Genomic DNA, 23488 nt, shown 5'->3' on the forward strand with positions numbered 1-23488 from the left:
ATTCTCGGCAAATTGATGCATCGACGCTGGACCTGAATGCAATGTTTCGTTGCATTGAGTGGCGGCGAACGCAACAATGGCGTCATGTCACGAGGAAGGTTGACCCAGCGGGACCGCCAGCGCATCGCGGCCGGCCTCGCCGAAGGGCGTTCCTACGCCGAGATCGCCAGGCGGCTGGACCGGCCGACCTCGACGATCAGCCGCGAGGTGGGCCGCAACGGCGGCCCCGGCGGTTACCGGCCCGAGCAGGCACACCGGGCGACGGAGCGGCGGGCGCGGCGCGGCACGCCGGCTCTCCAGTTCGCGGCCAAGCCGCCGGACGACGAGAGGCGCGAGACGGAGGACGAGGTCATCGAGATGGCGGTCCGGATGGGGCTGCCGAAGATGATGGCGCGCGTGCTCATCGGCCTGTGGCTGAGCGAGGACGGCAAACTCACCGCGGCCGAGCTGACGCGCACGCTGCAGGTCAGCCCGGCCTCCGTCTCCATGGCTGTGGGCTACCTGCTCCAGCAGGGACTGATCGGGCGCGAGCGCGATCCGCGACGGCGTCGCGACATCTACACGGTCGACGACGATGCCTGGTACCACTCGATCGTGACCGGCTCACAACAGAGCCTCGAGGCGGCGGAGTTCGCGAAGGCGGCCGGGGAGAGGTTCGGCCTCGACACCCCCGTGGGGCGCCGGCTGGCCAAGGGCGGGGCCTTCCTGGAGCGGATCAGCCTGGACACCCTGGAGTCGGCCGAGCGCTGGCGCGACCTGCTGTCGTGATCGGCTCAGCAGGCGATCTGCCGGGAGAGCGGCGCGGATCCCGGCCGTCCGGGAGCACGGCGGGCCCGCCGCCACCCTCGGCACGGACGCGCAGGCGCTCGCCAGCCACCACACCGACCACCGCGCCGACCACCGGGCTGGCCATCGCGTCGGCCACCGGGCTGGCCTGCGGCGCGTGCTGGCCTGTGGCGCGTGCTGGCCTGTGGCGCGTGCTGGCCTGTGGCGCGTGCTGGCCTGTGGCGCGTGCTGGCCTGCGGTACGGGCCGGGCGAGCGGATCCGTATCGGCGCCGAGGTGACGGGCATCCGCCAGGCCAGGACAGCCCCTAAGGGGGCGGCGAGGCGGTGGGCCGATCTGCTGCTCGCGGCCGACGGCATCCACAGCACGGCACGGTACGCCGCCGCGTCCGTCCGGACGCGCCCAAGCCCGTCGCCGCCCCCGGTCGGCGGGCAGCAGGGCCGCCCGGCGGTCGAGGACGGTGAGCGACGCGGGCAGCCCGGCCGCCCTCCGACGATCGCCGTCGAGCACCACGAGGCCGCCATCGCTCACCGCAGTACGTGGCGGCCCCGTATCGGCGTCATCGTGCGCCAGCACACTCCCCGTGCCCGGCGCTCCCTCGCCGCGGGTAGCGCTCGCTGGACCGCCTCGTCGTCCACGGTCATGGCGCCGCAGCCGTTCATGGCGAGATGCCCGCGTCGAGCCCGGCGAGTTCCCGCAACGCGCTTGGCCTCGGTCGATGCAGTGAAAGTCATCGCGCGTCTGGTGACATTTGCCCCTGTCGGCCGACGAGCCCTCCGGGCAGGGTGGGCGCGAAGCTGATCGACGGAAGAAGCGGAGTGCCTGAGATGGCGAAACTCGTTGTCTGCAACATCATGTCCCTGGACGGCTTCTACGCGGCAGCGGACGGCAACCCGCTCGTGCTGCCGATGGACGCCGCCTTCGACGCCTACAACCTGGAGCGGATCCAGGCCGCCGGGTCGCTGCTGCTCGGCGCCGACTCGTACCGGATGTTCATGGGGTTCTGGCCCGCTCAGGCGGACAACCCCGAGGCGTCCCCGGTGAATCAGGAGTTCGGCGGGATCTACGGGCGGATCGAGGTCAGCGTCGTCTCGGACTCGCTCACGGACGAGGACATCGCGCCGTGGGCGGACCGGACGACCGTGGTCAAGCGCGCCGAGGCCGAGGGGTGGGTCAAGGAGCTCAAGCAGCGCGCCGGCGGCGACATCGTCACCTTCGGCAGCCGGATCACGTGGAACGCCCTGCTCCGCGCCGGGCTCGTCGACGAGCTGCACCTGGTCGTCGGAGCGAAGGCGCTCGGCGAGGGGACGCCGATCTTCACCCAGCCGGTCGAGGGGTTCACCGTCGAGGAGGTCCGCCGCCTCGACGGCTCCGACAACGTCCTCCTGCGCTACGCCAGGATCGGCTGAGCTGCTCGGCCGCGGCGAGCGGCCGGAGGCCGGCGCGGTGCCGGGCCCGTCCGGCCGCGCACGGAGCCGGCGTGCCGCGGGCGGCGCGATGCAGGAGGAAAGCCGAGGTCCTGCGGTGTCGAACTCGGCCGTCATTTCGCCAAAAATGCGGTGCGGTGGATCCAGCCGGACTTGTACGGTGCGGGCATGCGACGTTGCCCGGAATGCGACCACTGGGAGCCGGCCGGAGCCCCTGGCTGTCCCCGGTGCGCCGGACTGGTCGACGAGATCGTCGAGGAGGGCTGGCGCGCGTTCCTTGAACGGGAGTTCGGCACCACCCGGCCGCCGGACGAGCGCCTCATCGCCGAAATGGTCACCGACGAGCCCGACAAGCACCCATGGCGCGTGGTGGACGCCGCCTACGACCGCCTGACCTGCCCCGAGTGCGGCGATCGGCTCAGCAGGGGCCCGGCCGGGTGCGCCGCCTGCGACCTGGCCAACGGGTTCCGCTACTCCGCCATCGAGATCGACCGCCCCGCCGCCCCGCCCGGCAACGAGCACGCGCTGCGGGTGAACGTGGCCGTCACCCGCCGGCCGTCCGGGGTCTCGGAGTCCGAGGTGCTGCTGCGGCGCCTGTCGCTGCCCATCCTCATCGAGGGCCGGCTCCCCACCCGGGCCCAGGCCCAGGCCACCAAGGCCCTGGCCAACGATGGCGCCACGGAGGCGGAGCTCGCGGCGTTCATCTACCGGGAGTGGGACGACTGATCATTCCTCGGCCTTGTCCAGGTCGAGGTCGATGTCGATGTCCACGTCGAATCCGATGTTGGTCTGTAGCCGCTTGCGATGGATGCCGGTGGGGACATAAGCCTTGATTGCGGGCTCAAGCTCAAACGTGTAAACCACGGGCTGGCCATCCTCCTCCACTCGCCAGAAGTGCCTGATGCCCGCGTTTGCATACTTGATCGGCTTGGTGAATCGATCCCTCTCCTCGGATTCCGCCGAGACCACCTCGACGACGAGATGGACATCCTCGGGCTTGAACGAGGCGCGTTGCATGCTGAAAGCCGCTCTCTTGACCAGAAGGACATCCGGCTCCGGCCGCTGACGCATTCCCAGCGTCACCGTCATCTGGTCAACGGCCATGAGCTCCCGCGGCGGGCGAAGCGACCTCGAGAACCACCGAACTACGAGCATGTGGAAGCCGGTCTGCGGGGACCTGAAGATGAGCGACCCATCGATCAACTCGACGTGCCGGGGCGCGTCAGCGGGAAGGTGATCGAGCATGTCGGCGGTCCAGCCGCCGGGAGGGCCGGGATAGAACCACTCAGGAAGGGCCGCGGTCACCAGTCACCCTCCTCAGATCTTCACGCAGCGCGCCTATTTTGCCACGTGGAGTAGTCGTCAGGGGCGGTCTTTGCGTTCTTCCATCGAGCGGCGGTAGAGCTCGTCGATCTGGTCAAGCGGGTCGGGGGCGTGGCGGCGGGCCTCGATCTCGAGGTCGGTGCGGGAGCCGAGGTCGGCGATGCCGGTGGCGGTGTGCTGCACCTGGTCGCCCAGGAGGTCGGCGCGGATGCGGGCGCACATCGCCGTCAGCCTGGCCTGGTGCTCCCTGAGCCGGTCGAGGGTGGCGTGGTCGACGTACGAGGACATGCGGCGCTGCTGGGCGTACATGCCGAGCTGGCCGTCGTGGACGTCCGCCTGCGCGGAGAGGTCGGCCATGAGGCGGGGCAGGTCGCCGAGGCCCCAGCCCAGGCGCTGGGCGTGGTCGACGGCCTGGCGGGTGAGGGCGACCTCGCGGCGCAGGTCGAGGCGGAGGCGTTCGACCTCGGCGGCGTCGCCCGTGCCCATGGCGTTGACGTGGGTGCTGAGCCGGGTGGTGGCCTGCCTGGCCTTGACCGCCGCCTTCTTGCCCAGCTTGACCAGGAGGTAGACGCCCACACCGCCCAGCAGCAGGAAGAACGCCAGGATCACCAGTAGGACGACAAGCAGCTCGCTGATCTCCGCCACCTCCTGTGAATCTCGATGAATTGAAGGATAGTCGGCCGGGGCGGCATCGGCGCGGCCGGGAAACCAAGCAAGCACTTGATCAGAGTGGCGGGACTGTGTTTCAGTTCTCGGAGAGCGGCGGGAAGGGCGGGCTGGCGTGCTCGACGGCAAGGTAGTGATCATCACCGGTGGCGCCCGGGGGATGGGGGCGGCCACCGCGCGGCGCTGCGTCGCGGCCGGGGCTCAGGTCGTGATCACGGATGTGCTGGTGGAGGAGGGTACGGCCACCGCCAAGGAGATGGGTGCCCGATTTGTCCCTCACGATGTGACAAATCAGGACCAGTGGGCCGAAGTGGTCGCCGCCACCCTGGAGGCGTACGGCAGGCTCGACGGGCTCGTGAACAACGCGGGCATCGCCCTCGCGCAGCCGATCGAGCAGCAGCCGCTGGAGGCCTTCGAGCGGGTGCTCCAGGTGAACCTGGTCGGCGTCTTCCTGGGACTCAAATCGGTGGTCAGGGCCATGCGCGAGTCCGGCGGCGGCGCCGTCGTGAACCTCTCGTCCGTCGCGGGCCTCACCGCCCTGCCGGGCACGGGCGGCTACGGCGCGTCCAAGTGGGGCGTGCGCGGGCTGACCAAGATCGCCGCCCTGGAGTTCGGCAAGGACCGCATCCGGGTCAACTCCGTACATCCCGGAATGATCGTCACCCCGATGACGCAGCCGCTCGGGGCCGTGTCGGGGGACGGGACCTTCCCACTGGCCGCCGCCGGGCGCTGGGGCGAGCCCGAGGAGGTGGCGGAGGCCATCGCGTTCCTGCTGTCCGACGCGGCCTCGTACGTGACGGGCGCGGAGCTGGCCGTGGACGGCGGGTGGACGGCCGGAGAGAGCGCGCTGCTGTCCCGACTGGAGGGTGGGGGTCACTAGATGCCGTACGCGGACGTCGGCGGAAATATCAGGCTTTTCTATACGGAGGACGGCGACGGGCCCCCGCTGCTGCTCGTCCACGGCTGGGGCACCGACTCCCACCAGTGGTCCTGGCACATCGACGCGCTGGCGGCCACCCGCCGGGTGATCGCCGTGGACCTGCGCGGGCACGGCTACTCGTCCGTCCCCGAGAGCGGCAACACACCGCGCGAGATGGCCCGCGACCTGCGCGCCCTCCTCGACAGTCTGGGCATCCCGCAGGTGGTCGCCGTCGGGCACTCGATGGGCGGCCAGGTGGTCTCCATCCTCGCCGTCGAACACCCCGAGCTGGTACGCGGGCTGGTCGCCGTCGACCCCGGCTACGGCATGACCGACCGGGTCGCCAGGCGCTTCCCCAAGATGATCGACGGCCTGCGCGGCGAGCACCCGCACGCCGCCGCCGAGAAGATCGACGAGTGGTGCACGAACGCCGGCACCCCCGCCGTCATCAGGCGCTGGCACAAGCGCAGGCTGTACGGCATGCCGCCGCACGTGCTGCTCCAGGCGTTCGAGGCCATGTTCACGGCCCCGGACGCCATCGGGGTGCGCCCGGCCAGCGACGACTACCTGGCCCGCCGGCGCTGCCCGGTGCTGTCGATCTGGGCGGATCCGGAACGGGCGAGCTGGGAGTCGGGACTGCTCAAGGACCCCGCGTCCAGGGTCGTGTGCTGGGAGGGGGCCGGCCACCGGCTGCACGAGGAGCGCCCGGCCGAGTTCGTGGACCTGGTGGAGGAGTGGCTGCACGCCCAGGAGTGACCCGGGTCAGGGGGAGCCCGGGTCAGGGGGAGCCCTGGTCAGGGCTGGCCGCGGGCCGCTCGCCTGCGGGCGCGTATGCGGCGTACCTTTCTGATCAGCCACCACGCCAGCACCGCCATCACCAGCAGCGCGACGATCACCAGCGCGGGGGCGAAGACGGCCACCAGGCTCATGCCGAGCGAACCCGCGTCCTCCGCCGTGCTCACCACCGGGGCGCCCACCCCGGCCGTCCCGGCGTTGATCACCGGCCGGGCGGCGGCCTTGACCGCGTGCACGGCCAGCGCCATCACGATGCCCAGCAGCCAGCCGGCCCACGGGTGCTCGGCCATCCAGGTGGAGTGGTCGAACTCGGCCGCCGCCTGCGTGGCCGAGAAGACCACGCCGCCCGAGGCCGGGCGCACCACGGTCTGGATCGTGTCGTTGACGCTGTCGACGGCGGGCACCTTGTCCAGGACGAACTCGGCCATCAGCAGGACGGCGATCACCGCGAGCACGCCCCAGTTGGACAGCCAGGAGTAGCCGTCGGGGAGCTTCACGGCGTCGGTGAGGTTGGCCAGGACGCCCACGACCAGCAGCGGGATGTAGGCGTTCAGCCCGGCGGCCGTGGACAGGCCGAGGCCGGTCAGTGCGGCTAACATGCCCCTAGTCTGCCCGCGCGGCCTCGTCCATGAGGTGCGCCAGGCCGGATCCGGTGAATTCGGCCACCGCCCGGTCGTACTTCTCCATGCCCCACGACCAGAAGTCGAAGTCGATGCTCTCGTTCGCGCCGTCCTGGATGGAGGCCCAGAGCGTCCAGCCGTACTTGGACATGAGGCCGAGCAGCCGGGCGCGGGCGATCTTGTGGCGCAGGCGGCGGCCGTAGTAGGCGGTGACGAGCTCCTCCAGGTGGCCGAGCGGCAGGTCGGACTCGCTCCAGATGTTGCCGAGCTCGAAGCAGGGGTCGTTGTTGCCGGCGTACTCGTAGTCGATCAGCCAGAGGCGGCGCCCGTCGTCGAGGATGTTGCCGGGCAGGAGGTCGTTGTTGCAAGGGACGGTGCCTTCCGCCCTTATTTGCAGACATTTCCGGATGTCGTCGACGGCGGGCATGAAGTCGAGGTAGCCCGCGGGAAGCCGGTAGCCCCGCTCCCGCACGATCCCCAGGTAGTGCCGCTGCACCTCGAACATGTCGAAGTCCCGTACGAACCGCGGCCCCGCGTGCAGGCGGCGGCACGCCTGCGCCACCCGGGGGAGGTTCGCCCGGTCGAGGAGGTCGGCCTCGGTGAACGTCCGCCCCTGCACGAAGCCCACCACCAGCACCCCCAGCTCGGGCAGGTACGCGTGCACCGGCGCCCCCACCCCGGCCGCGGCGGCGGCCAGCGAGCACGCGTGCTCGGCGTCCCTGTCGATGCCCAGCAGCGAGGAGTCGCTGGCCCACACCCGCGCCACGTACGCCCCGTCCGGAGTCGTGACCTTGTAGTTGTGGTTGGTCAGCCCTCCGGGTAACTCCTCGACGGAGCGCGGCACGCCGGACAGCAGAGGAACGCGATCGAGCACCTCGGGCACGGCCATGCTCGATGCTAGGACGGGCGGCGCTAAACGGTCTAGACCTTTTACCGTGCCGAAGGTTAGCCTCGCCAGCATGAGCGACTCGGCCCGCATCGTGATCATCGGTGGCGGGGTGGGCGGCGCGTCCGTCGCCTACCACCTCACCCAACTCGGCGAACGCGACGTCGTCCTGCTGGAGCGGGACGAGCTCACCAGCGGCTCCACCTTCCACTCGGCGGGCCTGGTCGGCCAGCTGCGCGCCGATCCCACCCTGACCCGCATGAACCAGTACTCCGTCGAGCTCTACCGCACCCTCGACGCCGGCTGGACGGAGTGCGGCGGCATCAAGCTGGCCTCCACGCCCGAGCGCATGGCCGAGATCCGCCGGCAGATCGGCTGGGCGCGGACGTTCGGGCTGCCGCTGGAGGAGATCTCGGTGGCCGAGGCCGTCGAGCTGTTCCCGCTCATGGACCCCGAGGGCGTCGTGGGCGCCGCGTACCTGCCCACGGACGGGCAGATCGACCCCTCGCAGCTCTGCTACGCCCTGGCCCAGCGGGCCCGCGAGGGCGGGGCGATGATCCGTACCCATACCAGGGTGCTCGGCATCACGACGGCGAACGGCCGCGTCACCGGCGTGCGCACCGACCAGGGGGACATCGACTGCGAGATCGTGGTCAACTGCGGCGGGATGTTCGCGGCCGAGCTCGGCCGCATGGCCGGGGTGCGGATCCCGATCGTGCCCATGTCGCACCAGTACGTGGTGACCGACGCCTTCCACGACCGCACGGGGCTGCCCACGCTGCGCGACCCCGACCTGCTCGTCTACTACCGGCAGGAGGTGCAGGGGCTGGTCATGGGCGGGTACGAGCGCACCTGCGCGCCCTGGACGGCCGGCCCGAACTCCTTCGACGCCGTCCCCGCGGACTTCAACGGCCGCCTCCTGTCCGAAGATTGGCCGAGATTTGAGGAAATTTCGGATAATTCCCGGATCCGGGTGCCTGCGATGGCCGACGTCGGCATCCGCAAGCTGATCAACGGCCCCGAGGCGTTCACCCCCGACAACGAGTTCTGCCTGGGGGAGACGGAGGTCGGCGGGTTCTTCGTGGCGGCGGGATTCTGCGCGCACGGCATCGCGGGCGCGGGCGGCATCGGCAAGGTGATGGCCGAGTGGATCGTCGAGGGCGAACCCAGCATGGACCTCTGGCACATGGACATCCGCCGCTTCGGCCGCCAGTACCGCTCGCCGTCGTACACGATCAAGCGGGCCGTCGAGAACTACGAGACGTACTACGACATCCGCTACCCCGGCCACGAGCGCTCGGCGGGGCGGCCCCTGCGGCTCTCGCCCGCGTACGGCTGGCACGCCGCCCACGGCGCCGTCTTCGGCGAGAAGTCCGGCTGGGAACGGGTCAACTACTACGACTCGAACGCGACGGACGAGGGGGAGCGGCCCGGCGGGTGGGCCGGGCGGCTCTGGTCGCCCGCGATCGGCGTCGAGCACCGGGCCACGCGCACCACGGCGGGCCTGTTCGACGAGAGCTCGTTCGCGAAGATCGAGGTCTCCGGCCCGGACGCGGCGGACCTGCTGGAATGGGTGTGCGACAACCGGGTCGCCCGCGAGGTCGGCGCCGTCACCTACACCCAGGCGCTCAACCGGCGCGGCGGCATCGAGTGCGACTTCACCGTGACCAGGCGGGGCGAGCAGGAGTTCCTGATCGTCACCGGCACCGCGTTCGGCTCGCACGACCTGGGCTGGCTGCGCAAGCAGGCCGCGCGCACCGGCGCGACGGCCAGGATCGCCGACGTCACCGGCCAGTACGCGTGCTTCGCCCTGTGGGGCCCGCGCGCCCCCGAGATCATCGCCGGGCTCACGCCCGACCCGATGGACTTCCCGTTCATGTCGTCGCGGGAGATCACCGTGGGGGACGTGCCGGTGCTGGCGCTGCGGGTCACGTTCGTGGGGGAGATGGGCTGGGAGCTCTACTGCTCCACCGAGTACGGGCTGGGGCTGTGGCAGGAGCTGTGGCGGGCGGGGGAGCCGTACGGGCTGGTGGCCGGCGGCTACCGGGCCATCGACAGCCTGCGGCTGGAGAAGGGCTACCGGGTGTGGGGCGCGGACATCGGGCCCGAGACGACGCCGTACGAGGCGGGGCTGGGGTTCTGCGTCAAGACGGACAAGGACTTCCTCGGCAGGGACGCCCTGGACCCGGCGCCCGAGCGGCGGCTGCGGTGCGTGACGCTGCGCGACCCGCGCGCCGTCGCGCTCGGCAACGAGCCCGTACGGCTGGACGGGCAGGTCGTGGCCCGGGTCACCTCGGGCGGCTACGGCTACACCGCGAAGGAGTCGATCGCCTACGCCTACCTGCCGGTCGGGCCCGGGGCCCAGGTCGAGATCGAGGTCGAGGGCGCCTGGGTGCCGGGCGTCGTGGTCAAGAGCCCCGTGGTCCCGTGACGCCGCTGCGTACCGAGATCCGGACCCGGTCGGGACGGAACAGGTCCCGGGCGAACTCCACCGGCGTGCCGTCACCCGCGTAGGCGGTGCGCTCGATGAGCATGAGCGGCGTGCCGGGCGCGATGCCCAGCTCGGCGGCCTCCGCCGGGCGGGCGATCACCGGGGCCAGGTGCTCGACCGCCGTACGCGGCTCCAGGTCGTAGCGGGCGGCCAGCAGGGCGTAGAGGGAGCCGGTGAGGTCCTGGTCGAGGAAGCCGGGCAGGGGCGGGAACCAGGAGCGCTCCAGCGCCACCGGCGACAGCCCGGCCGAGCGAACCCTGGCCACCTCGTGCGCCGGCGAGCCCTCCTCCACCTCCAGCCCCGCGGCCACCGCCCGCGGGGCGGGCACGGTCGCCGCCGTCAGGACCCGCGCCTCGGCCCGCAGGTGGGCCCGCCGCATCTGCTCGGTGAACCCGGCCAGCCCGGTCAGGTCGCACTCGATGCGCGGCTCGGCCACGAACGCGCCGCCCGACCTGCCGGGCACCCTGACCAGCACGCCGTCGCGCTCCAGGGTGGCCAGCGCCTGCCTGAGCGTCATCCTGCTCACGCCCAGCCGCCCGGCCAGCTCCCGCTCGCCGGGCAGCCGGTCGCCCGGCTCCATCTCGCCGCTGGAGATCGACTCGAGCAGCCACCGCTCGATCTGCACGTGCGCGGGGACTCCCGTGCCACGCTCCAGCTCCGGCGGTGTCCCGACCACACGCGCATCTTGGCATGGGTTTCGACGTGAATGCCAAATGTGCCCACGGCCCAGGGTCGGGGTCCCTTGGAGGAGGGAGGGGCGTGGCTCGGGCCCGTTGGGGTTTCGAGCGCCGACCGTGGCTGGGGTCCCCTGGGGGAGGGGCGTGGCGCGGGCCGTTGGGGTGGCGGGTGCCGTCTGGGGCTGGGGGGTCCTTGGGGTGGCGGGGACGGTGGGTGGGATGCGGGTCAGCCCTTGATGGCGCCCTGGGTGATCCCGCTGACGAAGCTGCGCTGGAAGATGAGATAGACGACCACGATCGGGGCGATGACGATCAAGCAGGCCGCCGCCAGCAACGGGATGTCCGTCGTGTACTGGCCGACGAAGAGCCCCAGCCCGCTCGGTGCGGTGCGCCGGTCCGGGTCCTGCATCATGACCAGCACCAGCATGAACTGGTTCCACGACCACATGAAGTAGAGCACCGACAGCGTGGTGACCGCGGGCCACGAGATGGGCAGCAGCACCCGCGCCAGCACCACGAGGTCGCGGGCGCCGTCGATGCGGGCCGCCTCGACGAGCTCCTCGGGCACGTTCGAGAAGTGCGTCTGCATCCAGTACACCCCGAACGGCATGAACAGCGCCGCCTCGGCCAGGATGACGCCGACGTAGGAGTTGGTGAGGCCGACCTCGCGCAGGTTGAAGTAGAGCGCCACCACGATGACCTCGATCGGCAGCGTGAGCCCCATCACGAACCCGAACGACAGCGTCCGGTGCCCCCACACCTTGAGGATCGCCAGCCCGAACCCGGCGAGCGTGGCCATCGCCACCGCGAGCGGCACCACGAAGAGCGCGATCAGCACGCTCGAACGCATGAGGTTGGTGAAGTTGCCCCGCTCCCAGGCGAGCGCGAAGGTCTCCCACGACCACCGGTCCGGGATGCTCAGCCCGTCGAGCTGCGAGCCCGAAGGGTGCAGGGCGGCCAGGACGATGCCCGCGAAGGGCACCAGCACCATCACCGCCAGCAGGACGAGCACTCCGTACCGGACACTGACACCGCCGAGCGTTCTCAACTCTGATCATCCCTGGTGAAGTATCGGACGGCGCTCACGACGGCGACCACGATCACGGTCAGCACGACCGCGAGCGCGCTGGCGCCGCCGATGTCGCCCTCGTTGAAGGCCAGCCGGTAGACGAGCAGGCCGGGCACGTTGGTCTGCCCCGCCGGGCCGCCGTTCGTGGTGACGAAGACGAGGTCGAAGCTGGCCAGCGCGGCGATCGTGGTGATGACGCCGGCGACCGTGATCTCCCTGCGCACCCCGGGCACGGTGACGTGCCGGAACTGCCGGAACGCCCCCGCTCCGTCGAGCCGGGCCGCCTCGTACAGGGACGGGTCGATCTTCTGCGCGCCGGCCAGGAAGAGCATCATGCACAACCCGCTCATCACCCACGTCCCGATGAGGCCGAGCGCGATCAGCGCCAGGCCGTAGTCGCCCAGCCAGGCGCGGGTGATCGACCCCAGCCCCACCAGGTCGAGGAACTGGTTGACGACGCCGGACTCGCCGTAGAGCCAGCGCCAGGTGATGCCGACGGCGACGAGCGGCAGCACCTGGGGGAGGAAGAAGATGATCCGGAAGAACGTCATGCCCCGGCGCACCTTGCCCATCAGGAGCGCCGTCATGAGCAGCCCGACCGCGATGGGGATGACCGAGAAGAAGACGATCAGCGCGAGGCTGTGCAGGATGGCCTCATACAGCGCTGAATCACGAAAAATCTTGATGTAGTTGGAGAAACCGGCCCAGACCGGCGGCAGGATGCCGTCCCAGGTCAGGAACGACAGGCGGAGCGTGTTCAGCGCCGGCCAGATGGCGAAGCCCAGGTAGACCGCCAGCGCGGGCAGCACGTACAGCCAGCCGCGCGCCCGCCCCCTCCGGCGCGGAGGCCCGGCGGCCGCCCGCCCCCCGCCGCGGGCCGGGGCGGCCCGCGGCGGGGAGACGGCCGGGCTCAGCTCACGAGCCATGATGGGCGTCCCACGACTCCTGCAGGGACTTCAGGAAGGCGTCGGGGGTCATCTTGTCGCTGATCAGGCCCTGGATGCCGGGAGTCAGCTTGTCGATCATGCCGGGGGAGGCGAAGTCGGGGAACGGGACGATCCCGTTGCCCTGCGCCACCGGCGCGAAGACGCCCGCGATGTCGCCGCGCAGCCCCGTGGCGCCCAGGTCGGCCTTGGTGTCGACGGGCATGAACCCGCCGTCGAACTCGATCTTCGCCGCCTCCGGCGAGCTGAGGTAGTCGAGGAACGCCGCGGCGACGTTGGGGTTCTTCGACTTCGACGAGATGGCGTACGCGACGCTGGCGCCCGAGGCGACCTTCGCGGGCTCGCCCGACGGGGTGGGCATGAGGAAGAAGCCGACGTCGTCCTTCATCTCGGTCTCCAGGGTGGAGGCCGCCCAGTTGCCGGTGATCAGGAACGCGCTGCCGCCCTTGGCGAAGCTCGCCAGCGCGTCGGCGTCGGCCGTGGCGCTCGCCCCGGCGGAGATGTAACCCTTCTTCGCCCAGTCGGTCAGCGTCTGCGTGGCCTTCGACGCGGCCGGGTTCACGATCGTCGCGCCCGGCTTGCCGTACACCCACGACCGGTAGTCGTTGACGTCGCCGGTCACGTTGAGCAGGGCGTTCCACAGGTGGAACCCGCCGACCTGGAGCGCGCCGTTGCTCAGCGGCGTCTGGCCGGCGTCCTTGGCCTTCTGCATCGCGGCCTCGAACTCGGCCAGCGTCTTCGGCGCCTGCTTCACGATCTTCTTGTTGTAGAAGACGCCGAGCACCGAGAGCCCGCCGGGCACCGCGTACAGGCTGCCGGTCCCGAACTGCTTGGCCGACTTGTCGGAGCTGAGGACCTCGAGGCTGGCCGGCGGGAACTTGGTGGTCCAGCCGTAGGCCTTGGACCACGGGCTCAGGTCGAGGATGAGACCGGCCGGGACCAGGGAGTTCATCGCGCCCGGGTTGTACTGGGCGATGTCCGGCGCCGAGTCGGACGACATCGCCAGCTTGATGGACTTGATGTAGTCGTTGAACGGCGTCATCTGGGGCTTGACGGTGACGTTGGGGTGCTTCTTGGTGAAGCCGTCGATGAGCGCCTTGGTGGGCGGGTCGTTGGTGTAGGCGAGGGTCAGCGTCACCGGGTCGTTCGGAACGGTGGTCGATACGTTGACCTTGGTCGCCGTACTTCCCCCCGAACTGCTGGCGCCCGCGCAGGCCGTCAGCGCGAACGCCGTCGTGACGCTGAGCGCCGCGACCGCCGCGCGCCGGGCTGGTCTCGTCATGCGTGTGACCTCTCTCCTCAATCGGGTGGGTGGCGTCTTGTCCTCAAGGCCCTCATGGCGGCCGGTCCTCATCCGGCCGAGCCCGGTCTGACCAGGCCGAACCTGGTCCGTTCGATCTCGTCCAGCGAGTGCAGCAGCGCCCCGTGGACGACCGCGTCCTCCTGGAGCGCCGAGACCTCCAGCGCCGGCTGGTTCAGCGGCTCGCCGGAAAGGTGCCGCCGGAGCGCCGCGAGCAGCGTCTCGCCGCATCTGGCCAGTGGCCCGCCGATGACGACGAGGCGCGGGTTGAGGATCGCCCGGATCACGGTGATCCCCTTGGCGAAGCGGCGGGCCACCACGTCGAGCGCCTCCAGCGCCGCCGGTTCGCCGCCGGCGACGGCGTCCAGCACGGCCTCGAGCGCGTGCTCTCCCGCGGCCTCGATCCGGGCCAGGAGCGCGGCGTCGGCGGCGCGTCCGGCCGCGGCCGTGGCCTGGCGTACGAGCTCCGCGCCGCCGACCCGGTCCTCGAACGGGCCCAGGCCCTGCGGATGGCGGGGGGCCGAGGGGCCGTCGGTGAACAGGTCGAGGAAGCCCACGTCACCGGCGTCGTTGGAGGCGCCGCGGTAGAGCTCGCCGTTCAGCACGATACCGGCGCCGACCCGCTCGCCCCAGTGGATCATCACCAGGGAGTCCTCGCGCCGCTCCGCGTCGCGCCACCGCTCGCCCTGCGTGGCCAGCTTGACGTCGTTGTCCAGGTAGACGGGGCAGCCGAGCGCCTGCGTCAGCCGGCGGACGAGGAGGTCGCCGGCCAGGCCGGGCATGCTCGGGATGAGCTTGATGACCCCGGCCGCCGGGTCGACGATGCCGGGGGTGCCCACCGAGGCGAACCAGAGGTCGCCGGTCGTGACGCCCGTCGCGCGCAGCGTCCGCTCCACCGTGGTCAGGAGCGCCTCCACCACCTGGTCGCCGCTCGGGTCCGTGCCGAGCTGCTCCGCGGCTGAGGCCGTCACCGTCCCGGCCAGGTCCGCCAGCGCCACGCGCACGTCCTGCGGGCTGATCGACAGGCCCAGCACGTGGCCGGCCTCCGCCCGGAACCGTACGAGCTGCGCCGGCCGCCCCGCCCGGGTGGAGTCGCGGTCAAGGGGACCGAACTCGACGAGCCCTTCGGCGGCCAGGCCGTTGAGCGAGCGGGTGACCGCCTGGCGGGAGAGCCCCACCGACTTGGCCAGCGCCGAGACGCTCATGCTGGCCTCGCCCGGCGGCGCGGCCCGCAGCTTGCGCAGGACGGCGGCGGCGTTGACCTCGCGCATGAACTGCGTGCCGGCGGCGACGACCTGCTCCATGCTCTCTCCCTGCGATCGGTTGCCGGTACGCTAGCATATTAATTATGGACCGTACGGAACTAATTCGTCGAGGGGTGTGAGCTGCAGTGTTGTCCGGTGAGGGCCCGCCCTGGGCGGAGACCGTCCGCGGCCTGGCCCGCCGCGTGCTGGGGCCCGTGGCCGAGTCGGTACGGTTCGCCGCGCGCGACGGCGACGGGCGCGAGTACGCCTACGAGGCGGCGGGCGGCGTGCTCGCCATCGCCGCGACGGACGGGGTGAGCGCCTCGGTCGCGCTCCACCACTACCTCCGGGAACGCTGCGGCACGTCCGTGGGCTGGGACACGGTGCTCCCGCTGGGGCTGACGTCCCTGCCCGACGCCCCGCCGCGACAGGGCGCGGCGCGGGTGCGGGAGGGCTACTACTTCAACTTCTGCACCTTCAGCTACACGACGCCCTACTGGGACTGGGCCGACTGGGAGCGTGAGATCGACTGGATGGCCCTGCACGGCATCACCATGCCGCTGGCCGTCACCGGTCACGAGGCCGTCCTGCACGCCGCCTACTCCGCGCTCGGTCTCGACGACCGGCGGATCCGGAGCTTCCTGGGCGGGCCGGGCTATCTGCCGTTCCAGTTCATGGGCTGCCTGGACACCTTCGCCGGCCCGCTCTCCCCGTCCTGGATCGAGAGCCACCGCGAGCTCGGCGCGCGCATCCTCGACCGCGAGCGCGCCTTCGGCATGACCCCCGTGCTCCCGGCCTTCACGGGACACGTCCCGTCCGAGCTCGCCTCGACGGCGCGGGCCGGGCGCCGCCTCTGGCAGGGGTTCGAGACCTGGGTCCTCGACCCGGCCGACCCGCTGTACGAGCGGCTCGGCGCCGAGATCGCCCGCGCGCAGATCGAGCTCTTCGGCACCGATCACCTGTACGCGGCCGACCCGTTCATCGAGATGATCCCCATCGACGCCGACCCGGCCTTCCCCGGGGCCGTGGCGGCGGCGACGCTGGCCGGGCTCCAGGCCGCCGACCCGGACGCGGTCTGGCTCATGCAGGCCTGGCCGTTCTCCTACCAGCGGGAGTTCTGGACCGAGGAACGCGTCAACGCCTTCCTCGACGCGATCCCGGACGGCCGGATGCTCGTCGCGGACCTGTGGGCCGAGCACGACCCGCTGTGGAGCCGCTTCCGGGAGTTCTCCGGGAAGCCGTGGCTCTGGTGCGCGCTGCTGAACTTCGGCGGCCGCACCGATCCGGGCGCCGACCTGCGCGGAGTGCCCGCCGGGATCGACGCGGCCCTGGCGGCGCCGAGCCCGCCCGCCGGCCTCGGCCTGTCCATGGAGGCCACCCGCAACAACCCGGTCTTCTTCGAGCTCGTCGCCGACCAGATCTGGAACCAGGTCCCCGACCTCGACGCCTGGCTCGACGCCTTCGTGACCCAGCGCTACGGCGCCCGGTGGACGGCCGAGCTGCGGGCGGCCTGGCAGGGGCTCCTGGAGACCGTCTACGACCCCCGGGGCCTGCCGATCCTCCCCCAGGCGTTCGAGGGCGTCATCACCGCGGCTCCCTCGTACGAGCGCGGCCCGGCCGAGCTGCGCGCCGACGTCGCCGCTCTCCTGTGGTACCGGCCGGAGGCCCTCGCCACGGCCTGGGAACGGCTGATCGAGGTGGCCGAGCGCGACCCCGGCCTGGCCGCGGGACCGCTCGGGCACGACCTCGTGGAGACCGGCATCGCGTACATGGCCAGGGTCGCCGACCGCCTCTGCCTCGACGTCCTGGACTCGGCGGGCGACCCGGCGCGGGTCGACCGGTTCCTGCGGGTCTTCGAGGACCTCGACCGGATGCTGGCCTGCCGCCCCGAGTACACCTTCCAGCGCTGGGAGGCCAAGGCGCGGTCGTGGGCCGCCGACGCCGCGGACCGTGACGTCCTGGCCGACAACGCCCGCCGCATCATCACGGTGTGGGGCACCCCGGACAGCCCGCTGCTGGACGACTACGCGGGCCGGCACTGGGCGGGACTGGTCGGCGGTTACTACCGCGACCGCTGGGAGCTGTGGGCGCGGGGCCTCGGACGCGCGCTCGCCGGCGACCCCGGCGCGGAGGCGGAGCTGCGGGAACGGCTCCGCGAGCGCGCCGAGCTCTTCCTGCGGGAAGGCGCGGGGTCCGCGGCGCCGGATCCCGGCGATCTGGCCACGGAGTCACGCCGACTGCTCACCGCCTACGCGGGCTCGCTCGCCCAGCCGTACGAACACGATCGATGAGGAGCACGATGCCCCAGGTGGCACCACCGACCGAAAGCCGCAACCCGCGCACCGCCGACATCGACACGCTGGAGTCAGCGGACGTCCTGCGGCTGCTGCTGGACGAGGACGCCACGGCGGTCGCGGCCGCCCGCGCCGCGACCGGGGAGTTGTCCCGGGTGGTGGACGAGGCGCGTCTCCGGCTGGGCCGGGGCGGAGGCGTGCACTACTTCGGCGCCGGCGCGTCGGGCCGGCTGGCGGTGCTGGACGCCACCGAGATCACGCCGACGTTCGGGGTGGCGCGCGGCCTGTTCACGGCGCACTTCGCCGGCGGGCCGGGCGCGCTCACCGACTCGTCCGTGGACCGGGAGGACGCCGAGGAGCTCGGAGCCGCCGACGCCGGGGCGCTCGGCGAGAACGACGTGGCGATCGGGATCACGGCATCCGGGGCCACCCCGTACGTGGCCGGGGCGCTGCGCGCGGCCCGGGCGGCCGGCGCGCTCACCGTGCTGATCACCTGCAACCCGGCCGCGCCGCTGCGCGACCTGGCCGAGATCCTCGTCGTCGCGGACACCGGGCCCGAGGCGCTCACCGGCTCCACCCGGCTCAAGGCGGGCACGGCGACCAAGGTGCTGCTCAACGCGTTCTCGACGGCGCTGATGATCAAGTCGGGGCGTACGTACTCGAACCTCATGGTCGGGCTGGTCGCCACCAACGCCAAGCTGGAGCAGCGGGCGGTGAACCTGCTCGTGGAGGCGACCGGGGAGGACGCCGCGGCCTGCGGTGCCGCGCTGGCGGAGGCGGACGGGCGGATCCCGGAGGCGCTCGTCCGGCTGCTCACGGGCTGCGCGCCCGGCCAGGCGCGGGCCGCGCTCGCCGCCCATCCGGGCGTGCGCGCGGCCGTGGCCGCGCTGGGCGGGCACGCCGGATGAGCGGCTTCGCGGGCGTGGACGTCGGCGGCGGAGGCATCAGGGCACGGATCGAGAGCGGCGGGGAGATCGCGTACGGCGAGGACTCGGCGCCCCTGCCCCGCACCGAGGGCCGGGTGGACCTCGACCGGCTCGCCGCCCGGATCGCGTCGGTCGTCGGGGACGCGGCGCGCGTCCCCGGGCGGCTGGACGGGATGGCCGTCGGCGTGACCGGGCTGCCGGGGCTGGTCAGGGAGCCGGAGGCGTTGTGGCGGCCGCTGGGGGAGCGGTTCGGGCTCGGCACGCTCGTGGTCGCGGGCGACATGGTGACCACGCACGTCGGCGCGCTCGGGTTCCGGCCCGGGGTCGTGGTCGCCGCCGGGACCGGCGTCATCACGCTCGGCACCGACCTCGACCGCGTCTGGAACCAGTCCGACGGATGGGGCCACCTGCTCGGCGACCACGGCGGGGGCGCCTGGATCGGCGCCCAGGGCCTCCAGGCCGCCCTGCGCGCCCACGACGGCCGGGCCGGCGGCTCGCCCGCCCTGCTCGAACACCTGACGGCCCGCTTCGGCCACCCCCTGGACCTGGTGGCGCTCGTCTACGAGTCGGGGTCGCCGGCGCACCACCTGGCGTCGTTCGCGCCGTCCGTGGCCGACGCGGCCCGCGCGGGGGACCCGGTGGCGCGCGGGATCTGGACCGAGGCGGGGCGGCAGCTCGGCCAGACCGCCGTCGCCGCCGCGTCGGGGCTCGACCCGGTCTTCTCCTGGGGCGGCCGCGTCTTCGAGGCCGCGGACCTGCTGATGGAGCCGTTCCAGGGCACCGTGCGCGACCTGCTGCCGCAGGCCCGGTTCACGCCGCCCGGCGGCACCTCGGCCGACGGCGCCCTCGCGCTGGCCAGAGCCGCGGCGGACGGCGGGGTCCGGCCGCGGCACCCGTACCTGTACGTCTACGCCGCTAGTCGGAGCCGGTCAGCAGCCGCAGCCGCTCCACCGCCTCCCCGAACTCGCTGATCATGTCGTAGACCACCTCGCGGGCCGGTCTCACCTGGTCGAGCTGGCCCACGACCTGCCCGACGAAGTAGTTGACCAGCTCCACGGCCCCAGGCTCGCCCTTCTCCGCCGCCGCCCCGATGCGGGCCATCGCGCCCTCGGCCACCAGCAGCTGCAGCGGCATCCCGAGCGGCCCGGGGCTCTCCTGGCCGGAGTCCCACTCCTCCGTCCAGGCCGACTTGAGCTGGCGGGCCGGCTTGCCCGTACGGGACCTGGACCTGACCGTGTCCAGCGACGAGGCGGCCAGGAACTTGCGCTTGACCGCGGGCGACGTCTCCGCCTCCTCCGTGGTCAGCCAGACCGAGCCGCACCACACGCCCTCGGCCCCGAGCGCCATGGCCGCCGCCATCTGCCGCCCCGACGCGATCCCGCCCGCCGCCAGCACGGGGACCGGGGCGACCGCGTCCACGACCTGCGGGACCAGCACCATCGTGGAGATGTCGCCGGTGTGCCCGCCGGCCTCGGTGCCCTGCGCCACGATGAGGTCCGCGCCCGCCGCCACCTGCCTGCGGGCGTGCTCGACCGTGCCGACCAGCGCGGCCACCGGCACGCCCGCCTCCCTCGCCCTGGCGACCATCTCGGGCGGAGGCGGCCCCAACGCGCTGGCGATGAGCCCGATCGGGTGCTTGAGCGCCACGTCGATCAATCCCGTCGCCCCGGCCGCCGTCACCCGCCTGCCGAACTCGTCCGCCGCCGCCGTCAGCGGCTGGATGGGGGCGCTCACGCCGTACTTGGACAGCAGGTGGGTGACGAAGTCGCGGTGCCGTTCGGGGACGAAGTCCATGAGGTGCGCCTGCCGGTCGAGCGCGGAGGCGTCGACCTTGCCGGGCACGAGCACGTCCACGCCGTACGGCCGGCCGCCCACCTGCCCGTCGATCCAGGTCAGCTCGGTGTCGAGCTGCTCCGGCGAGTACGCGATCGCACCCAGGACCCCGAAACCGCCCGCGTTCGTGACGGCGGCCACGACGTCGCGGCAGTGGCTGAAGGCGAACAACGGGAACTCGATGCCCAGGCGCTCACAGATGGAGGTCCGCATGATCCGACGCTAACCGGCAGAAGCTTGTTCGGTCCATCCCCCGGGGCGGGCCGGGTGCTTCAGCAGGCCGCCGGGGGCGTGCCAGCCGAGCTCCGAGGTGTAGCCGCGGACCAGCTTGGCCGGTACGCCGGCGACCACGCTGTGGTCGGGGAACTCGCCGCGGACCACCGCCCCGCCCGCCACCACGCACTGGCGGCCCAGCCTCGTGCCCGGCAGGATGATCGCGCCCGCCCCGATCCACGAGCCGGAGCCGATCGATACCGGGCTGTTACGCGGCCACTGCCGGCCGATCGGCACGTCGGGGTCGTCGTAGACGTGGTTCTGGTCGGTGATGTAGACGTACGGGCCGGTGAAGACGTCGTCGCCGATGTCGATCGACTGGTGGGCCACGACGTGCGAGCCGCGGCCGATAGAGCAGCCGCCGCCGATGCGCAGGATGGACTCCGGCCCCAGGTCAACGCCGGGGCCCATGCCGCAGGACAGGGACACGCGCTCGCCGACCAGCGTGTGGTCGCCGATCTCGATCCACCGCTCGCCGAAGATCGCGCCCGGGGGGAAGGCGATGCTGACGCCGTCGCCGATCCGGCCGAAGCGGTAGCCGGCCGGAGCGGTGGCGTTGATCGCGCCCGCGCGCCGGATCGCCCCGTAGGCTCGGTGAATCAGCGCGCCGACTGCCCGCCGTACCAATGACATAGCGACCAAAGTTACCGCTAGGTCACACCGTTCGGGCATGTCGGGGGCGTTGTTTGATATCCTGAGAGCCCGTGGACACTTCGACCACACCTCGAGCCACGGGAGCCCCTTTGCGCAGCGCATCGCAAACCAAGCATCTGTTCGTCACCGGCGGTGTCGCCTCCAGTCTCGGCAAGGGGCTCACGGCATCCAGCCTCGGTCGCCTGCTCAAGGCGCGCGGTCTCAGGGTCACCATGCAGAAGCTCGACCCTTACCTCAATGTCGACCCAGGGACCATGAACCCGTTCCAGCACGGCGAGGTGTTCGTCACCGACGACGGCGCCGAGACCGACCTCGACGTCGGCCACTACGAGCGGTTCCTCGACACCGACCTGCACGGCTCGGCCAACGTGACGACCGGCCAGGTCTACTCCAACGTCATCGCCAAGGAGCGGCGGGGCGAATACCTGGGCGACACCGTCCAGGTCATCCCGCACATCACCAACGAGATCAAGGACCGGATCAGGGGCATGGCCGCCCCTGAGGTGGACGTGGTCATCACCGAGGTGGGGGGCACGGTCGGCGACATCGAGTCGCTGCCGTTCCTGGAGGCCGTCCGCCAGATCAGGCACGAGGTCGGGCGCGACAACGTGTTCTTCCTGCACGTGTCGCTGCTGCCGTACATCGGCCCCTCGGGCGAGCTCAAGACCAAGCCGACCCAGCACAGCGTGGCGGCGCTGCGCAGCATCGGCATCCAGCCGGACGCGATCGTGCTGCGCTCCGACCGGCCCGTGCAGACGGCGATCAAGCGCAAGATCAGCCTGATGTGCGACGTGGACGAGGACGCCGTCGTCTCCGCCGTGGACGCGGCCTCGATCTACGACATCCCCAAGGTGCTCCACTCCGAGGGGCTCGACGCGTACGTGGTGCGCCGGCTCGGCCTGCCGTTCCGCGACGTCGACTGGAAGGAGTGGGAGGAGCTCCTGCGCCGGGTCCACCGGCCGGCCAAGGAGGTCACGATCGCGCTGGTCGGCAAGTACATCGACCTGCCCGACGCGTACCTGTCGGTCACCGAGGCGCTGCGGGCCGGCGGGTTCGCCAACGACGCCCGCGTCAACATCCGGTGGGTCAAGAGCGACGACTGCGAGACCCCCGAGGGCGCCGAGCGCGAGCTCGACGGCGTCGACGGCGTGCTGATCCCCGGCGGGTTCGGCGTGCGCGGCATCGAGGGCAAGATCGGCGCGATCCGGCACGCCCGCGAGGGCAAGATCCCGCTGCTCGGCATCTGCCTCGGCATGCAGGGCATGGTCATCGAGGCCGCCCGCAACATGGCCGGCATCGAGGACGCCAACTCCGCCGAGTTCGACCCCGACACCAAGCACCCGGTCATCTCCACCATGGCCGACCAGGAGGACGTCGTCGCCGGCGAGCGCGACATGGGCGGCACCATGCGGCTCGGCAGCTACACCGCCAAGCTCGGCGAGGGCACCCTGGCCAGGCAGCTCTACAGCGGCAAGGCCAAGGCCGACGAGCGCCACCGCCACCGCTACGAGGTCAACAACGCCTACCGCGAGCAGCTCGAGAAGGTCGGCCTGGTCTTCTCCGGCCTGTCGCCCGACGGCCGCCTGGTCGAGTACACCGAGCTGCCCACCGACGTCCACCCGTTCTTCATCGGCACCCAGGCCCACCCCGAGTTCCGCTCGCGCCCCACGCGGGCCAACCCCATGTTCAAGGGCCTCATCACCGCGGCCCTGACGTACGCGGACGCGCGAGTCTCCACGAAGGTGACCCAGTGATGAAGGTCGAAGACACGCCCGAGGCGTGGGACGTCGTCGATTCCAAGGAACGCTTCCGCGGCCACGTCATCACGGTGGTCACGGACTCGGTGAAGATGCCCCGCGACGAGGTCGCCGACCGCGACGTCGTGGTGCATCCAGGCTCGGTCGCCGTGCTCGCGCTCGACGATCGGGAGCGGGTCCTGATGATCAGGCAGTACCGCCACCCCACGCGCATGCTCATGTGGGAGCTGCCCGCCGGGATCCGCGACGTCGAAGGCGAATCGCTCGTCGAGGGGGCGGCCCGCGAGCTCGCCGAGGAGGCCGGCTACCGGGCCGGCACCTGGCACACCCTCGTCGACCTGCGCTCCTCCCCGGGCATGACCGACGAGCGGATCCGGGTCTTCCTCGCCCGCGACCTGACCAAGATCGAGACCGACTTCGTCCACCGGCACGAGGAGATCGACATGCCGGTCGAGTGGGTGCCGCTGCCCGACGCGGTCGAGAAGGCGCTCATGGGAATGATCCACAATTCCCCGGCCGTGGCCGGTATCCTCGCCGCGTACGCGGCTTCGGTCGAGGGGTTCGCCCTGTTGCGCCCCGCCGACGCCCCTGAGGTGTGACCGGAA

General features: G+C 71.8%; 22 protein-coding genes. 11 read left to right on the forward strand and 11 right to left on the reverse strand.

Annotated elements, in window-relative coordinates; genetic code table 11:
* Positions 1-84: 84 nt before the first annotated feature.
* The 3 genes from H4W80_RS55140 (at position 85) to H4W80_RS55150 (ending at position 2938) form a co-directional block, all read left to right on the forward strand.
* Positions 85-768: a helix-turn-helix domain-containing protein gene (locus tag H4W80_RS55140; RefSeq protein ID WP_192792344.1), complete on the forward strand. Its 684-nt coding sequence runs from the start codon at positions 85-87 to the stop codon at positions 766-768.
* A gap of 844 nt (positions 769-1612) precedes the next feature.
* A complete protein-coding gene (locus H4W80_RS55145) occupies positions 1613-2194 on the forward strand; it encodes a dihydrofolate reductase family protein (RefSeq protein ID WP_192792345.1) in 582 nt (193 codons plus the stop codon).
* 186 nt (positions 2195-2380) lie between these two features.
* Entirely contained in the window at positions 2381-2938 is a 558-nt protein-coding gene (locus H4W80_RS55150) for a hypothetical protein (protein ID WP_225964211.1), read from the forward strand.
* Here H4W80_RS55150 and H4W80_RS55155 read toward each other — a convergent pair whose 3' ends face one another.
* Both H4W80_RS55155 and H4W80_RS55160 read right to left on the reverse strand, forming a co-directional pair.
* Positions 2939-3517 carry a Uma2 family endonuclease gene (locus H4W80_RS55155; RefSeq protein ID WP_318787525.1) on the reverse strand — a complete coding sequence of 193 codons (579 nt, stop codon included), beginning with the start codon at positions 3515-3517 and terminating at the stop codon, positions 2939-2941.
* Positions 3518-3574: 57 nt separating this feature from the next.
* The gene (locus H4W80_RS55160) at positions 3575-4180 is read right to left on the reverse strand and encodes a hypothetical protein (RefSeq protein WP_192792346.1); all 606 of its coding nucleotides are present in this window, start codon (positions 4178-4180) and stop codon (positions 3575-3577) included.
* Between the two features lie 136 nt (positions 4181-4316).
* Between H4W80_RS55160 and H4W80_RS55165 the strand changes: the two genes are divergently transcribed.
* Entirely contained in the window at positions 4317-5081 is a 765-nt protein-coding gene (locus H4W80_RS55165) for a glucose 1-dehydrogenase (protein WP_318787526.1), read from the forward strand.
* Positions 5082-5876 (forward strand): alpha/beta fold hydrolase, encoded by a 795-nt coding sequence (locus H4W80_RS55170; protein ID WP_192792347.1) that lies wholly within the window; start codon positions 5082-5084, stop codon positions 5874-5876. It begins immediately after the preceding gene.
* 38 nt (positions 5877-5914) lie between these two features.
* On the opposite strand, the gene H4W80_RS55175 is transcribed toward H4W80_RS55170, so the two are convergent.
* Both H4W80_RS55175 and H4W80_RS55180 read right to left on the reverse strand, forming a co-directional pair.
* A complete protein-coding gene (locus H4W80_RS55175; RefSeq protein ID WP_192792348.1) occupies positions 5915-6514 on the reverse strand; it encodes a DUF4126 domain-containing protein in 600 nt (199 codons plus the stop codon).
* Between the two features lie 4 nt (positions 6515-6518).
* Positions 6519-7424: a phosphotransferase gene (locus H4W80_RS55180; protein WP_192792349.1), complete on the reverse strand. Its 906-nt coding sequence runs from the start codon at positions 7422-7424 to the stop codon at positions 6519-6521.
* Positions 7425-7494: 70 nt separating this feature from the next.
* Here H4W80_RS55180 and H4W80_RS55185 point away from each other — a divergent pair, with 70 nt between their 5' ends.
* Complete coding sequence (locus H4W80_RS55185; protein ID WP_192792350.1) at positions 7495-9852, forward strand: GcvT family protein; 2358 nt, start codon at positions 7495-7497, stop codon at positions 9850-9852.
* Here H4W80_RS55185 and H4W80_RS55190 read toward each other — a convergent pair.
* From H4W80_RS55190 to H4W80_RS55210, 5 genes are all read right to left on the reverse strand, one after another.
* Positions 9830-10588, reverse strand: a complete 759-nt coding sequence (locus tag H4W80_RS55190) for a GntR family transcriptional regulator (RefSeq protein ID WP_192792351.1) — start codon at positions 10586-10588, stop codon at positions 9830-9832. The genes H4W80_RS55185 and H4W80_RS55190 overlap by 23 nt on opposite strands.
* 227 nt (positions 10589-10815) lie before the next feature.
* Entirely contained in the window at positions 10816-11580 is a 765-nt protein-coding gene (locus tag H4W80_RS55195; RefSeq protein WP_192794331.1) for a carbohydrate ABC transporter permease, read from the reverse strand.
* A gap of 53 nt (positions 11581-11633) precedes the next feature.
* Entirely contained in the window at positions 11634-12584 is a 951-nt protein-coding gene (locus tag H4W80_RS55200) for a carbohydrate ABC transporter permease (RefSeq protein ID WP_192792352.1), read from the reverse strand.
* The gene (locus H4W80_RS55205) at positions 12574-13884 is read right to left on the reverse strand and encodes an ABC transporter substrate-binding protein (RefSeq protein WP_192792353.1); all 1311 of its coding nucleotides are present in this window, start codon (positions 13882-13884) and stop codon (positions 12574-12576) included. The genes H4W80_RS55200 and H4W80_RS55205 overlap by 11 nt, the downstream gene beginning before the upstream one ends.
* A 68-nt stretch (positions 13885-13952) precedes the next feature.
* The gene (locus H4W80_RS55210) at positions 13953-15206 is read right to left on the reverse strand and encodes an ROK family transcriptional regulator (RefSeq protein WP_192792354.1); all 1254 of its coding nucleotides are present in this window, start codon (positions 15204-15206) and stop codon (positions 13953-13955) included.
* 86 nt (positions 15207-15292) lie between these two features.
* Here H4W80_RS55210 and H4W80_RS55215 point away from each other — a divergent pair, with 86 nt between their 5' ends.
* The 3 genes from H4W80_RS55215 to H4W80_RS55225 are packed head-to-tail and all read left to right on the forward strand — an operon-like array spanning position 15293 to position 19337.
* On the forward strand, positions 15293-17437 hold the full coding sequence (locus H4W80_RS55215) for an alpha-N-acetylglucosaminidase (protein WP_192792355.1): 2145 nt from the start codon (positions 15293-15295) through the stop codon (positions 17435-17437).
* An 8-nt stretch (positions 17438-17445) separates the two neighbouring features.
* Positions 17446-18348: an N-acetylmuramic acid 6-phosphate etherase gene (locus H4W80_RS55220; protein WP_192792356.1), complete on the forward strand. Its 903-nt coding sequence runs from the start codon at positions 17446-17448 to the stop codon at positions 18346-18348.
* Complete coding sequence (locus tag H4W80_RS55225) at positions 18345-19337, forward strand: N-acetylglucosamine kinase (RefSeq protein WP_192792357.1); 993 nt, start codon at positions 18345-18347, stop codon at positions 19335-19337. Before H4W80_RS55220 ends, H4W80_RS55225 begins: the two co-directional genes overlap by 4 nt.
* Here H4W80_RS55225 and H4W80_RS55230 read toward each other — a convergent pair.
* Positions 19282-20412, reverse strand: coding sequence for an NAD(P)H-dependent flavin oxidoreductase (locus H4W80_RS55230; RefSeq protein ID WP_192792358.1), 1131 nt, complete (start codon positions 20410-20412; stop codon positions 19282-19284). The two genes, H4W80_RS55225 and H4W80_RS55230, sit on opposite strands and share 56 nt — an antisense overlap.
* Positions 20413-20421: 9 nt before the next feature.
* A complete protein-coding gene (locus H4W80_RS55235) occupies positions 20422-21105 on the reverse strand; it encodes an acyltransferase (RefSeq protein ID WP_192792359.1) in 684 nt (227 codons plus the stop codon).
* Positions 21106-21215: 110 nt separating this feature from the next.
* On the opposite strand from H4W80_RS55235, the gene H4W80_RS55240 reads away from it, so the two are divergent.
* The gene (locus H4W80_RS55240; protein WP_192792360.1) at positions 21216-22880 is read left to right on the forward strand and encodes a CTP synthase; all 1665 of its coding nucleotides are present in this window, start codon (positions 21216-21218) and stop codon (positions 22878-22880) included.
* Complete coding sequence (locus tag H4W80_RS55245) at positions 22880-23482, forward strand: NUDIX domain-containing protein (protein WP_192792361.1); 603 nt, start codon at positions 22880-22882, stop codon at positions 23480-23482. Before H4W80_RS55240 ends, H4W80_RS55245 begins: the two co-directional genes overlap by 1 nt.
* Positions 23483-23488 lie beyond the last annotated feature (6 nt).

Source organism: Nonomuraea angiospora, assembly GCF_014873145.1.
In the GTDB taxonomy this organism is placed as follows: Bacteria; Actinomycetota; Actinomycetes; order Streptosporangiales; family Streptosporangiaceae; genus Nonomuraea; species Nonomuraea angiospora.